Here is a 12,665-nt window from a genome sequence, read left to right on the forward strand (position 1 = left end):
CTTACGCCAGCATCGTCACGGGGTTTTCGATCATCGGTTTGAAGGCCTGCAGGAAGCGGGCGCCGACCGCGCCGTCGACGACGCGGTGATCGCAGGTCAGGGTGACGGTCATGACGGTCGCGACCGCCAGGCTGTCGCCGCGCACGACGGGACGCTTCTCCCCTGCTCCCACGCTCATGATCGCGCCCTGGGGCTCGTTGATGATCGAGGCGAACGACTTGATGCCGAACATGCCGAGATTCGAGACCGAGAAGGTGCCGCCCTGGAACTCCTCGGGCTTCAGCTTGCGGTCGCGGGCGCGTTTGGCCAGGTCCCTGGACTCGGTGGCGATCTCGGCCAGCGATTTGGTCTCCGCCTTGCGGATGATCGGCGTGATCAGGCCGCCGTCGATGGCCACGGCCATGGCGACATCGGCATGGTGGTGCATGGCGATGCCCTCGGGCGTGTAGCTGGCATTGGCCTCGGGCACGGCCTTCAGGGCCATGGCGACCGCCTTCATGATAAAGTCGTTCACCGACACCTTGACCCCCTGCGGTTCCAGCAGGGCGTTGACCTGGGCGCGGGCCGCCAGCAGGCCGTCGATCTCGCAGTCGATGGTCAGAGGGAAGTGCGGCACGTCGCGGAAGCTGTCGGTCAGGCGGCGCGCGATGGCCTTCCGCATGCCGTCCAGCGGGACGAGGTCGTAGCTACCGGGCGCGATGCCCTGTTGCTCAAGCGACAGCACCTGACGCGGTTCGCCCTTCGCCGGGGCGGAGGAAGCCGATGCGGTGCCGCCCTTCATGCCTTCGACGTCGCGCTTGACGATGCGGCCGTGCGGGCCCGTGCCCTTGACCGACTTCAGGTCGACGCCGTTCTGCGCGGCGATGCGGCGGGCCAGCGGGGAGGCAAAGATCCGCTCGCCGTCCCTGGCCGGAGCCGGCGGCGCCTTGGGGGCCTCGGCCTTTTCGGCTTTCGCCTCCGGTTTGGTCTCGGCCTCGGGTTTGGCTGCCTCGGCCTTCTTCGGCGCAGGCGCGATGTCGTCTCCGGCCAGGCGGGCGATGGGGGTGTTGACCTTCACGCCCTCGGTGCCGGCCTCGACCAGGATTTCGAGGACCTCGCCTTCATCGACGGCCTCGACCTCCATGGTCGCCTTGTCGGTCTCGATCTCGGCGATGACGTCACCGGCCGAGACGGTGTCGCCGACCTTGATGTGCCATTTGGCCAGCACGCCCTCTTCCATCGTCGGAGACAGGGCCGGCATCAGAATGTCGGTCATGCGACGCTCACTCCTTCTCGACGACGGTCTGGACGTCGTTGCGCTTCAGGATTTCCGAGAAGCCCTCGAGGATCAGATTATAGGCCTGGCGCTCGTCGTGGCCGTGACGAACGGCATAGCCGTGGGCCATGTGTTTCGCCGCCAGAGCCAGCATGTGGCCATACTGGCGGGGGTCGGTGAAGGCCGGCTTGATCGACATGACCGGCTCGCCCTTCGACCACCACATGCGCGTCAGTTCGACGGCGTCGGGATCGGAGGCGACACTTTCCGGCGTCGTCAGCTGGAACTGGGTCGGCTCCTGGGTCATGCGGTCACCGCCTTCACCGCCTCGATGATCTTGTCGACGCCGGGCAGCGACAGGGCTTCCAGATTGGCGGCATAGGGCAGCGGCACATCTTCCTGGTGCACGCGCAGCGGCGGCGCATCCAGATAGTCAAAGGCGTGCTCAATCACGCGAGCCGCGACCTCGGCGCCGACGCCCATGGGGCCCCAGCCTTCCTCGGCCGAGACCAGACGGTTGGTCTTCTTCACGCTCTCGACGATCGTCTCGTGATCCAGCGGACGCAGGGTGCGCAGGTCGACGACCTCGGCCTCGATCCCCTCTTCCGCCAGCTTCTCGGCGGCCTGCAGGGCGAAGCCGACCATGCGGCTATGGCAGGTGATGGTGACGTCCGCGCCCTCGCGGCGGACCTTGGCCTTGCCGATCGGCAGGACGTAGTCCTCGACGTCCGGCACGTCGAACTCCAGGCCGTACATCATCTCGTGTTCGAGGAAGACGACGGGGTTCGGGTCGCGGATGGCGGCCTTCAGCAGCCCCTTGGCGTCGGCCGCATCATAGGGCGCGACGACCTTCAGCCCCGGCACCTGCGCGTACCAGGCCGAATAGTCCTGGCTGTGCTGGGCCGCCACGCGGCTGGCGGCGCCGTTGGGGCCGCGGAAGACGATGGGCGCCCGGATCTGGCCGCCCGACATGTAAAGCGTCTTGGCGGCCGAGTTGATGATGTGGTCGATGGCCTGCATGGCGAAGTTAAACGTCATGAACTCGACGATCGGCTTCAGCCCCGCCATGGCGGCGCCCACGCCCAGACCGGCAAAGCCGTGCTCGGTGATCGGGGTGTCGACGACGCGCTTGTCGCCGAACTCCTGCAGCAGCTCGCGACTGACCTTGTAGGCGCCTTGGTACTGGGCGACCTCTTCCCCGATCAGGAAGACGTTCTCGTCGCGGCGCATTTCCTCGGCCATGGCGTCGCGCAGGGCGTCGCGGATGGTGGTCTTGACCAGCTTGGCATCGGCCGGGATCTCGGGATCCTTCAGCTCGGTCTTCGGCTTGACCGGCGCATCGGCCGGCGCGCCTTCCGTGCCGGGCGCGTCCTCGGCTTTTGCCTCCGCCTTGGGCGCTTCGGGTGCGGGGGCTGCCGCACCATCGTCGCCCGACAGGCGGGCGATAGGGGTGTTGACCTTCACGCCCTCGGAGCCTTCAGCCACGAGGATTTCCAGCACTTCGCCCTCATCAACGGCCTCGACCTCCATGGTCGCCTTGTCCGTCTCGATCTCGGCGATCACCTGTCCGGCAGAGACCGTGTCTCCCGCCTTGATGTGCCACTTGGTCAGCGTGCCCTCTTCCATCGTGGGCGACAGCGCCGGCATCAGAATGTCGGTCATTGAGCGCTGGCTCCTGCAGTGCAATCCAAAATCGGCTCCGGAATTGAGTCTTCGCCCTCACTCCGATCCCAGTAGTCTCGGTAGAAAGCGACTTGTTCATCGACGCCCTGGGGACAGTCGTGGAGATAGAGCCAGTAAGATTTCAGGATGATCCCAGACATGTCGTCTGGGTGCTCAATTCCCATCTCATTGAAGTGCCTGGCCAAAGGACCACCACCCCACAGGCCCCAGTTGTTTCGCATCCACATCCCTATGCCGAAGTGGGCCATTACCGTGTCATCGTAGCTAAGGGCCTTATATTCAGCCCGCGACGTCCAGTGCGTGTCGAGGCACACGAATGTGGCTTCGAGTGTGGTCGGGGCACAGTCAGCAAGCGCCTTCGTTTCTGCAGCGGGGTCTTGGACAGCCGGCCCAGCGAGAATGGCGAGCAGCGAAAACATGCTCACGCCTCCACATAGACGTCAGTGTAGAGCTCGGATGGATCCGGCTCGGGGCTTTCCTGGGCGAACTGGACGGCTTCCGCGACGATGCCCTTGATCTCGGCATCAATGGCCTTGATCTCGTCCTCGGTCGCCTTGGCCTCGGCCAGCAGCTTCTTCACATGCTCGATCGGGTCGCGGGTCGTCTTGACGGTGTCGACCTCTTCCTTCGAACGATATTTGGCCGGATCCGACATGGAGTGGCCGCGGTAGCGATAGGTCTTCACCTCGAGGATATAGGGCCCCTCTCCGTCGCGCGCGCGCTTCACGGCCTTGGCCACGGCGTCTCGCACGGCGATGACGTCCATGCCGTCGACCTGCTCGCCCGGGATGCCGAAACTGGCACCGCGCTGGCTGAGATCGGTCGTCGACGACGAGCGCTCGATGCTCGTGCCCATGGCGTACTGGTTGTTCTCGATGATGTAGATGGCCGGCAGCTTCCACAGCTGGGCCATGTTGAAGCTTTCGTAGACCTGCCCCTGATTGGCCGCGCCATCGCCGAAATAGACGAAGGCGACCGAGTCATCGCCCCGATAGCGACCCGAGAAGGCCAGACCCGTGCCCAGGGCGACCTGCGCACCGACGATGCCGTGACCGCCATAGAAGCCGGTCGGCACGTCGAACATGTGCATCGAGCCGCCCTTGCCCTTCGACGAGCCGCCGATGCGACCGGTCAGCTCGGCCATGACCTCTTTGGGGTCCATGCCCGCGGCCAGCATATGCCCATGGTCCCGGTAGCCGGTGATGATCTTGTCGTGGCCCTGCTTGACGCTCTCCTGAACGCCGACGGCCACGGCCTCCTGGCCGATGTACAGGTGGCAGAAGCCGCCGATCAGTCCCATGCCGTACAGCTGGCCCGCGCGCTCCTCGAAGCGGCGGATCAGCACCATCTCGCGATAGTAGCGCAGCAGGTCTTCCTTGGTCGCGGCCGGACCGTTGGACCGCCTGGTCGATGTGGATTTCTGTGCGGCGGCTTTCGCCATCCGGGCCTCCCGGCTTTGCGGCCCGTCGCACCTGCGCGCGGCCTGTCATTACGAAAGCGGCTTTAGCAGCCTTCGTTCCGAAAACGCAAAGCGGCCCGTCCGGGCTGTAACATTAGTTTAGAGGGCAGGAGAAGACCGGTCTGCCGCGGGCGCAGGCAGGCTGACCCGGATCACGTGATCGGCCGGGTCGGCATAGCCGAGCAGCACCCGGGCCCGCTCTTCCAGAAGGTCGCGGGACAGATGATTGGTCTGCAGATAGCGAACCCGCAGTTCCAGATCCTGCCGCTCGGCGGCCAGACGTTCAGCAGCCGCCTCGCGTTTGGCCAGGGTGGCGGCGCGCTCGTCTCCGGTCAGCAGGCCGTACTGCCCGGTCAGGGCCTGCACGCCCAGATAGAGCACGCTCAACGCGAGGACTGCGGACGGGAGGTAAGGCTTCATCCATTCAGGCACTGACAACGCTCCTTCTGAGCGTGAAAAACGGTTGTCAGAACCTGCACGAAAATGCCTAACGAACCGTAGCTTGGCCGTAGGATTTCAGGGGCGAGTGCGGCCTATTTCAGCAGCATCCCGTCGCCGAAATAGACACCCTGGTCACCCAGCATTTCCTCGATACGGAGCAACTGGTTGTATTTGGCCGTGCGGTCCGACCGGGCCAGTGAGCCGGTCTTGATCTGTCCGCAGTTGGTGGCCACGGCCAGATCGGCGATGGTCGAATCCTCGGTCTCGCCCGAACGGTGGCTCATGACGGCGGTGTAGCCGGCACGGTGGGCCATATCGACCGCATCCAGGGTCTCGGAAAGCGTGCCGATCTGATTGACCTTGATCAGGATCGAGTTGGCCAGCCCCTCGCCGATGCCGGCGGCCAGACGCACGGGGTTGGTCACGAACAGGTCGTCGCCGACCAGCTGGACCTTGTCGCCCAGACGGTCCGTCAGCAGCTTCCAGCCGTCGAAGTCGTCCTCGCCGCAGCCATCCTCGATCGAGACGATCGGGAAGCGCTCGCACAGGTCGGCGAGGTAGGAGACCATGCCTTCCGAGTTGAGCGTCTTGCCTTCGCCTTCAAGGTGGTACTTCCCGTCCTTGAAGAACTCGGTGGAGGCCACGTCGAGCCCGAGGTGGAAGTCCTCACCCGCCAGATAGCCGGCGGCTTGCCCGGCCCTGGTGATGAACTCCAGCGCCGCCTCGGCCGACGCCAAATTGGGGGCGAAACCGCCCTCGTCCCCGACATTGGTGTTGTGGCCGGCATCCTTCAGCGCCTTCTTCAGCGCATGGAAGATTTCGGTGCCCATGCGCAGGCCTTCCGAGAAGCTCTCGGCGCCCGTCGGCAGGATCATGAATTCCTGGATGTCGATCGGATTGTCGGCGTGCGCCCCGCCGTTGATGATGTTCATCATCGGGGTCGGCAGGATGCGGGCCGAGACGCCGCCGATGTAGCGGTGCAGGGGCAGTCCTGCGGATACAGCGCTGGCGCGGGCGCAGGCCAGGCTCACGCCCAGAATGGCATTGGCGCCGAGACGGCCCTTGTTCGCCGTGCCGTCCAGACCGATCAGGGTTTCGTCGATGCGGCGCTGATCCTCGGCGTCCATGCCGCTCAGGGCGTCGAAGATTTCGCCGTTGACGGCGTCGACCGCCTTCATCACGCCTTTGCCGCCCCACAGCGACTTGTCGCCGTCACGCAGTTCCACCGCCTCATGGGCGCCCGTAGAGGCGCCGGACGGCACCGCAGCCCGACCAAAGGCGCCGTCCTCCAGGGTCACATCGACCTCGACCGTGGGGTTTCCGCGGCTGTCGAGGATCTGGCGGGCAGTGATGTCGGCGATGTCGGTCATGGCGTTCGGCTCGGGGCTGCGAAAGGATCAGGTCGCGGGGTTTAGCGCAGCCCCGACCAAACGCCAATCAGCCTCAGGCACAGCCCTCGACATACTGGATCGAGGGGCCACCGGCGTGGATAGCCATCACGGTGCCGTCACGACTGATCTCATAGACAATGCCGCGCGCCTGCGTGTCCTGGACATAGTCCTCGCCGCCGCCTCGGCTCCAGACGGTGACATACTCGGCGGGGGCGTCCTGATATTTGTGCGGGGTGACCCGCGCCTGATCGCCATAGGCGCCCTTCACGCGCTCGGCGGTGTCTCCGACACGCAGGCCCTTGTCGGTCATCAGGTCCGAGGGCTCCGAGATCGAAATCCGGGTCAGCACCCCGTTCTCCACCATCAGCAACATGCCCTCAGGCGCGCGCTCGGGGCGGAACTGGTCGCAGGATTCAGGGTCGGGCCCGCCGACGGCGTCCGGATTGGCATCCTCGCCCAGCGCCTCGACGACCTCGGCCCGGGTCATGCCGATGCGCAGGGGACCCCAGCCCTCGCCCGTCAGGCTCACAGCCGTGGTGTCGCCGACGGTGGGATCGGTCGCGGCAGGCGGTGCGGTCGGTTCGGTCGGGGTCTCGGTCTCGGGGCTGCAGGCCGCCATGAGGGCGATGGCGCCGACGGTGCCGAGGATGGTGCGAGGGGGATGGCGCATGGGGGAACTCCTTGTGGGTTCAGACCGGAACGCAGAAAGCGCCGCCCGGTGCCCGGACGGCGCTTGAATCGCATATCTGTCCGTCCCCCGCGAGGGTCGGCGTGGAAGACCCTAGTCTTCGCTGGGCGTCAGCACCTGACGACCGCGATAGGTGCCGGTCTTCAGGTCGATGTGGTGGGGACGCTTCAGCTCGCCCGTGTCCTTGTCCTCGACATAGGCATTGGTGCCCAGCGAATCGTGGGCGCGACGCATGTTGCGACGCGAGGGGGATACTTTGCGCTTCGGAACGGCCATTTCCGTCTCAATTCTCGGTTAGGGGCGCCCGATCGGGCGCGAAAACAGTTGCGGCGGCCCAGAAGAGCCGCCAGCGGAGGGCGGCTTATGCCTCAACACGCCGCAGAGTTCAAGCGCCCGGGCGCGCCTGCCAGTCTGCACGCGAAACGGCGTAGTACAGGCTGTCCTTCCACTCGCCGCCGACATGCCAGGTCCGCTCGGCAAAGCCGGTCTTTCGAAAGTCCAGGGTCTCCAGCAGGCGAATCGAGGCGCGATTCTCCGGATCGACGTCCGCCGTCGCCTGATCGTGGTCCGTCACGGCGAACAGCCGGGTGAGCACGGCGGTCACCGCCTCGCGGGCGATGCCCTGCCCCCAATGATCGGGATGCAGGATGTAGCCGATGTCCGCCGCCTTCCAGAAACCGGCCTTGCCGATCACCTGCCCGTCCCGCTCGATCAGGAAGTCGAGGCCGGAATGCTGGTTGGCGAGCATGCTGTCCAGCCAGTCGCGCGTCTCCTGCAGCGTCTGGTGTGGGGGCGATGACCACCAGGTCATGGCCTCGGGACGCGTGAAGATGGCGTGCAGGGCGTCAAGGTCATCGGGGCGCGCGGGCCGAAGCGTCAGGCGGTCGGTGAGGATGCGGTCGAGCGGCTTTTCCAGCACGGTGAAGGCCAGATCATCGCGCCGGGGCAGGCCGAAGCGAGGGTCGGTGGCGGGAAAGGGCCGGGTCTCGCCCGTGCGCCGATAGCCCCGCCGCTCGTACCAGGCGATCAGCTCATTCCGGTGCACGATGACCGTCATCTCCATCCGACGCGCCCCGAAATGCCGAAGGGCATGGCCCTCTGCCGCGGCGATCAGCCGGCGGCCCGTGCCCTGGGCCTGGAGGGTGGGGTCAACAGTCAGCATGCCGAGATAGGCGAGCCCCTCGCCCCGGTCGGTGACATGGACGCAGCCGGTCAAGCCGGCGGCGGTCTCGGCGACCAGTACGACCTGATCCGAAGCCGACAGGGCGGCCATCAGCGAGCCCCGGTCGATCCGGTTGCCGTCCAGCAGGTCGGCCTCATGCGTCCAGCCGCGCCGGGCGCTGTCGCCGCGGTAGGCGGCATGCACCAGGGCGTGCAGCGGGGCCAGATCTGCCGGCGTGGCGGGACGAAACTCAGTCATCCAGCCTGTCCGCGACGATCTCGCCCAGCGCCAGCGAACTGGTCAGGCCCGGGCTTTCGATGCCGAACAGGGCGATCAGGCCTTCGAGGCCGTGGACTTCGGCGCCGTGGATCTGGAAGTCGGGCTGGTCCTCGCCCGGGCCGTGCAGCTTCGGCCGGATGCCGGCATAGTCCGGGACCAGACGTTCGGCATCCACATCCGGCCAGAAGCGACGGATATAATGGGCAAAGGTGTCGCGCTTGGCGGGATCGACCGAATAGTCCTCAGTCTCGACGAAGGCGAGGTCCGGCCCGAACACCCCCTGCCCGCCCAGATCCTTGCGATAGTGGGTTCCCAACGCGCCCTTGATCGGCGGCGGATAAATCAAACGGTTGAACGGGGCCGGTCCGGTCAGGCGGAAGTAGATGCCCTTGCCATAGTGGCCCTCGGGAATCCGGTCGGCAGGGTAGCCTTCGATAGCCGCAGCAACCGACTGGGCCGACAGGCCGGGCGCGGTGACCAGCTGGCGGGTCGTGACGGTCATGGCCCCCTCTCCGCCGACCCGAATCGAAAAGCCGCCGTCCGCAAGCGGCTCGGCGCCCTCGAACGGGGCTGAAATGACGACCGCACCCGCGGCCGCAGTGATCTCACCCTCCAGGGCCGACATATAGCCGTGGCTGTCGAACACGCCGCTCTCCGGCGACAAAATGGCAGCGTGGGCGTTGAGCGCGGGCTCGAGCGCCCGGGCCTGATCGCCGGTCAGATGCTCCAGGCCCTCGACGCCGTTGATGGTGGCCTGTTCGAAGATCGCCTCGATGCGCGGGACCTCGGCCGCCTCGGTCGCCACGACCAGCTTGCCGCACTTCCAGTAGTCGACCTTGTGGCTGTCGAGGAAGGCGTACAGGCGCCGCCGTCCCTCGACGCAGGCCTGCGCCTTCAGCGAACCGGTCGGATAGTAGAGCCCGCCGTGGATGACCTCGCTGTTCCGCGAGGACACGCCCTGACCGATGTGGTCTTGCTTCTCAAGAACCAGCACCGTCCGGCCCCGCTGGCTCAGCGCGTAGCCGCAGGCCAGGCCGACCGCGCCTGCTCCCACGACCACAGCGTCAAAGTCGAATGTCATGGCTGGCCGTAGCGGCGCGCGGCCTCGGCCTCGAACTTGCGGATCAGGCTGTCGACAGCGCGGTCGAAATTGGCCCGGAGCATGGCGTCGAGGATGGGCGAGCGAAAGGCGAAGTCGATCATGAACTCCAGCCGGGTGCCGTCCGGATGGGGAAAGAAGGCCCAGCGATTCTTCAGGTGCTTGAAAGGCCCGCGGATCAGGCCGACCTCGACCTTGGGCGCATTGCGGTCATGCCTAACCCAGGTGGAGAACCGCTCTTTCAGGAAGGCAAAGCCGACGCCCGCCTCGGCATCCAGCAGACTGACGCCCTCGGCCTCCTCCCGCTCGTTCCAGACCCGCATGGACGTCACCCAGGGCACGAAGTCCGGATAGGCGCGCACATCCGCCACCAGCGCGGCCAGCTGGTCCGGCGCATAGGGCAGGATTCGGGTCAGGGTATGGACGGCCAAGTCGCGACTAGCGCCCCGTCTGTGCCAGACGTGCGGCCTTCAGCCGGGCGAAGTCGTCTCCCGCATGGTGCGAGCTGCGGGTCAGGGGCGAGGCCGACACCATCAGGAAGCCCTTGGCCCGCGCGATGGCCTCATAGGACTTGAACTCATCCGGCGTCACGAACCGGTCGATGGCCGCGTGCTTGCGGGTCGGCTGCAGGTACTGGCCGATAGTGATGAAGTCGACGCCGGCCGAGCGCATGTCGTCCATCACCTGCATGACCTCTTCCTTGGTCTCGCCCAGTCCGACCATGATGCCGGACTTGGTGAACTGGTTCGGGTCGCGTTCCTTCACCTGTTGCAGCAGGCGCAGGGAGTGGAAGTAGCGGGCGCCGGGGCGGATCTTCAGATACAGGCGCGGGACAGTCTCCAGGTTGTGATTGAACACGTCTGGCTTCGCGTCGATCATGACCTCGGCGGCGCCGTCCTTGCGCAGGAAGTCGGGCGTCAGGATCTCGATCGTCGTGGTCGGGGCCTGCAGGCGGATCTGGCGGACGACCTCGGCAAAGTGGGCCGCGCCCCCGTCAGCGACATCATCCCGGTCGACAGAGGTGATGACGACGTGATTCAGGCCAAGCTGAGCCACGGCCAGGCCGACCTTGGCCGGTTCCTCGGGGTCGAGCGGTTGGGGCAGGCCCGTCTTGACGTTGCAGAAGGCGCAGGCCCGCGTGCAGGTGTCGCCCATGATCATCAGCGTGGCGTGCTTCTGGCTCCAGCACTCGCCGATGTTGGGGCAGGCCGCTTCCTCGCAGACGGTGACGAGGCCCTTGTCCTTCACGATGGATTTGGTCGCATTGTACTGGCCCGACCCGGGTGCCTTGACCCGCAGCCAGTCGGGCTTGCGCAGCACAGGCGATTCCGGCCGGTTGCGCTTTTCCGGGTGGCGCAGCTCGGCGGAGGACCGCTGGAGGGTATCGATCAGGGTGACCATGGCGTCGGACAATTGCGGGCGGCGGGAGGGCTCGGAAGCCGCTATGTCGGCCTTCGGGAACCGGATGGCAAGCCGTGCGGGCGTCGCACGGCCCCTCACGCCGTGTAACTTATCTTTTCAACCGGCGTTCTGCTCTCTAGTTTGCCCCGATTATCAAGGAGGGGCGCAGACCCCTCACAGGGAGGATGCGTTTGTCGGCTGACATGCACGCCAAGGCCGCTCAGGAGACTATTTTCGACGCCCTGATCGCGGCGCGCGAAAAGTATGGCGACAAGCCGATTCTCGAGGACCAGGACCGCAATCCCCTGACCTATACGGGCCTGATCCGTGCGGCCATGGTGCTGGGCCGCAAGATCGCCGCCCTGACCGAGCCGGCCGAGCGCGTGGCCATCCTGCTGCCCTCCAGCTCGGGCGTGGTCGTGACCTTTTATGGCCTGCACGCCATGGGCCGGGTGCCGGTCATGCTCAACTTCACTTCGGGGGAATTGAACCTGAAGGCGGCGGTCCGCGCTGCGGGCGTGAAGAAAATCCTGTCGGCCCGGCGCTTCATCAGCCAGGCCAAGCTGGAGGACCTCGTCAACAGCCTGGAACAGGTGGCCGAGATCGTCTGGCTGGACGACATCCGCAAGTCGATCGGCCTGCCCGACAAGCTGTTCGGCCTCATGGCCGGCTTCTTCCCCAAGCAGTTCCGCGTCGAGACGCGCCCGTCCGACCCGGGCGTCATCCTGTTCACCTCAGGCAGCTTCGGAAGCCCCAAGGGCGTGATGCTGAGCCAGTCGAACATGGTCTCGAACGTCCGCCAGGTCGCGACGCACATCGACCTCGACCCCGACTGGGTGATGTTCAACCCGCTGCCGACCTTCCACTGTTTCGGCCTGACCGGCGGCGTCCTGCTGCCGCTGCTGACCGGGATGAAGGCGTTCCAGTACCCCTCTCCCCTGCACTCCAAGCAGATCGTGGAACTGCTGCCCGAGGTGAAGGCCTCGATCCTGTTCGCGACCGACACCTTCCTGAACCAGTATGCGCGCGTCGCGGGGCCGGACGATTTCTCGACCCTGCAGTTCGTGGTCGCCGGCGCCGAGCGGGTGCGTGACGAGACGCACCATCTGTTCAACACCAAATTCGGCGGGCTGAAGCTGCTCGAGGGCTATGGTGCGACCGAAGCGGCGCCGGTGGTGGCGGTCAATCACCCGGACCGCAACCGGCCGGGTACCGTCGGCCAGATGCTGCCCGATATGGAATGGCGGGTCGATCCGGTTCCCGGCATCGAGACGGGCGGCAGGCTCTACCTGCGCGGTCCCAATGTCATGGCGGGCTATATCGCCGAGGATGATCCCGAGCGGCTCGAGCCCCTCAAGGACGGCTGGCACGACACCGGCGACATCGTCGACATCGACGCCGACGGCTATGTCAGCATCCTGGGTCGCGTGAAACGCTTCGCCAAGGTCGGCGGCGAGATGATCAGCCTGACGGCGGTCGAGGGGCTGGCCAGCGCGGTCTGGCCCGAGTCACGCCACGCCGTCGTGGCGGTTCCCGACAGCCGCAAGGGCGAGAAGCTGGTGCTGGTCACCGACCGGATCGATGCCGAGGCATCACGCCTGACCGAATGGGCGCGCAGCCACGGCGCGCCGGATCTGGCCGTGCCCAAGCGGATCATGAAGGTCAGCGAGGTCCCGGTTCTGGGCACCGGAAAGACCGACTATGTCGCCATCCAGCGCATGGTCGAGGGTGAGGCCGAGGCGGCCTGAGGGTCCGCGAACGGCGATTGATCTGGAACCTTGGCTATTGCAGTATCCCGGCACAATTC

14 protein-coding genes are annotated in these 12,665 nt (G+C 66.1%); 1 reads left to right on the top strand and 13 read right to left on the bottom strand.

Annotated features, from left to right (window positions below):
- Position 1: 1 nt before the first annotated feature.
- The 13 genes from J7346_RS03175 to lipA all read right to left on the bottom strand — a co-directional run bounded on the left by J7346_RS03175 (position 2) and on the right by lipA (position 10,870).
- Positions 2–1,255, bottom strand: a complete 1,254-nt coding sequence (locus J7346_RS03175; RefSeq protein WP_209117683.1) for a pyruvate dehydrogenase complex dihydrolipoamide acetyltransferase — start codon at positions 1,253–1,255, stop codon at positions 2–4.
- Positions 1,256–1,262: 7 nt separating this feature from the next.
- Complete coding sequence (locus J7346_RS03180) at positions 1,263–1,562, bottom strand: DUF5076 domain-containing protein (RefSeq protein WP_209117685.1); 300 nt, start codon at positions 1,560–1,562, stop codon at positions 1,263–1,265.
- Positions 1,559–2,917: a pyruvate dehydrogenase complex E1 component subunit beta gene (locus J7346_RS03185; protein WP_209117687.1), complete on the bottom strand. Its 1,359-nt coding sequence runs from the start codon at positions 2,915–2,917 to the stop codon at positions 1,559–1,561. Before J7346_RS03185 ends, J7346_RS03180 begins: the two co-directional genes overlap by 4 nt.
- Positions 2,914–3,357 carry a DUF6794 domain-containing protein gene (locus tag J7346_RS03190; protein WP_209117689.1) on the bottom strand — a complete coding sequence of 148 codons (444 nt, stop codon included), beginning with the start codon at positions 3,355–3,357 and terminating at the stop codon, positions 2,914–2,916. The genes J7346_RS03185 and J7346_RS03190 overlap by 4 nt, the downstream gene beginning before the upstream one ends.
- A 2-nt stretch (positions 3,358–3,359) precedes the next feature.
- A complete protein-coding gene (gene pdhA / locus J7346_RS03195) occupies positions 3,360–4,379 on the bottom strand; it encodes a pyruvate dehydrogenase (acetyl-transferring) E1 component subunit alpha (RefSeq protein ID WP_209117691.1) in 1,020 nt (339 codons plus the stop codon).
- A gap of 117 nt (positions 4,380–4,496) precedes the next feature.
- Positions 4,497–4,817, bottom strand: a complete 321-nt coding sequence (locus J7346_RS03200; protein ID WP_209117693.1) for a septum formation initiator family protein — start codon at positions 4,815–4,817, stop codon at positions 4,497–4,499.
- A gap of 113 nt (positions 4,818–4,930) precedes the next feature.
- Positions 4,931–6,208, bottom strand: coding sequence for a phosphopyruvate hydratase (gene eno, locus J7346_RS03205; protein WP_209117695.1), 1,278 nt, complete (start codon positions 6,206–6,208; stop codon positions 4,931–4,933).
- A 73-nt stretch (positions 6,209–6,281) separates the two neighbouring features.
- Complete coding sequence (locus tag J7346_RS03210) at positions 6,282–6,899, bottom strand: hypothetical protein (protein WP_209117697.1); 618 nt, start codon at positions 6,897–6,899, stop codon at positions 6,282–6,284.
- Between the two features lie 111 nt (positions 6,900–7,010).
- Complete coding sequence (rpmF, locus tag J7346_RS03215) at positions 7,011–7,193, bottom strand: 50S ribosomal protein L32 (protein WP_209117699.1); 183 nt, start codon at positions 7,191–7,193, stop codon at positions 7,011–7,013.
- Positions 7,194–7,302: 109 nt separating this feature from the next.
- Entirely contained in the window at positions 7,303–8,337 is a 1,035-nt protein-coding gene (locus J7346_RS15185) for a GNAT family N-acetyltransferase (RefSeq protein WP_209117701.1), read from the bottom strand.
- Positions 8,330–9,439 carry an NAD(P)/FAD-dependent oxidoreductase gene (locus tag J7346_RS03225; RefSeq protein WP_209117703.1) on the bottom strand — a complete coding sequence of 370 codons (1,110 nt, stop codon included), beginning with the start codon at positions 9,437–9,439 and terminating at the stop codon, positions 8,330–8,332. The genes J7346_RS15185 and J7346_RS03225 overlap by 8 nt, the downstream gene beginning before the upstream one ends.
- Positions 9,436–9,888, bottom strand: coding sequence for a type II toxin-antitoxin system RatA family toxin (locus J7346_RS03230; RefSeq protein WP_209117705.1), 453 nt, complete (start codon positions 9,886–9,888; stop codon positions 9,436–9,438). Before J7346_RS03230 ends, J7346_RS03225 begins: the two co-directional genes overlap by 4 nt.
- A 7-nt stretch (positions 9,889–9,895) precedes the next feature.
- Positions 9,896–10,870 carry a lipoyl synthase gene (lipA, locus tag J7346_RS03235; RefSeq protein WP_226633877.1) on the bottom strand — a complete coding sequence of 325 codons (975 nt, stop codon included), beginning with the start codon at positions 10,868–10,870 and terminating at the stop codon, positions 9,896–9,898.
- Positions 10,871–11,043: 173 nt separating this feature from the next.
- On the opposite strand from lipA, the gene J7346_RS03240 reads away from it, so the two are divergent.
- A complete protein-coding gene (locus tag J7346_RS03240) occupies positions 11,044–12,606 on the top strand; it encodes an AMP-binding protein (RefSeq protein WP_209117709.1) in 1,563 nt (520 codons plus the stop codon).
- Positions 12,607–12,665 lie beyond the last annotated feature (59 nt).

This window comes from Brevundimonas sp. A19_0, from assembly GCF_017744255.1.
In the GTDB taxonomy this organism is placed as follows: Bacteria; Pseudomonadota; Alphaproteobacteria; order Caulobacterales; family Caulobacteraceae; genus Brevundimonas.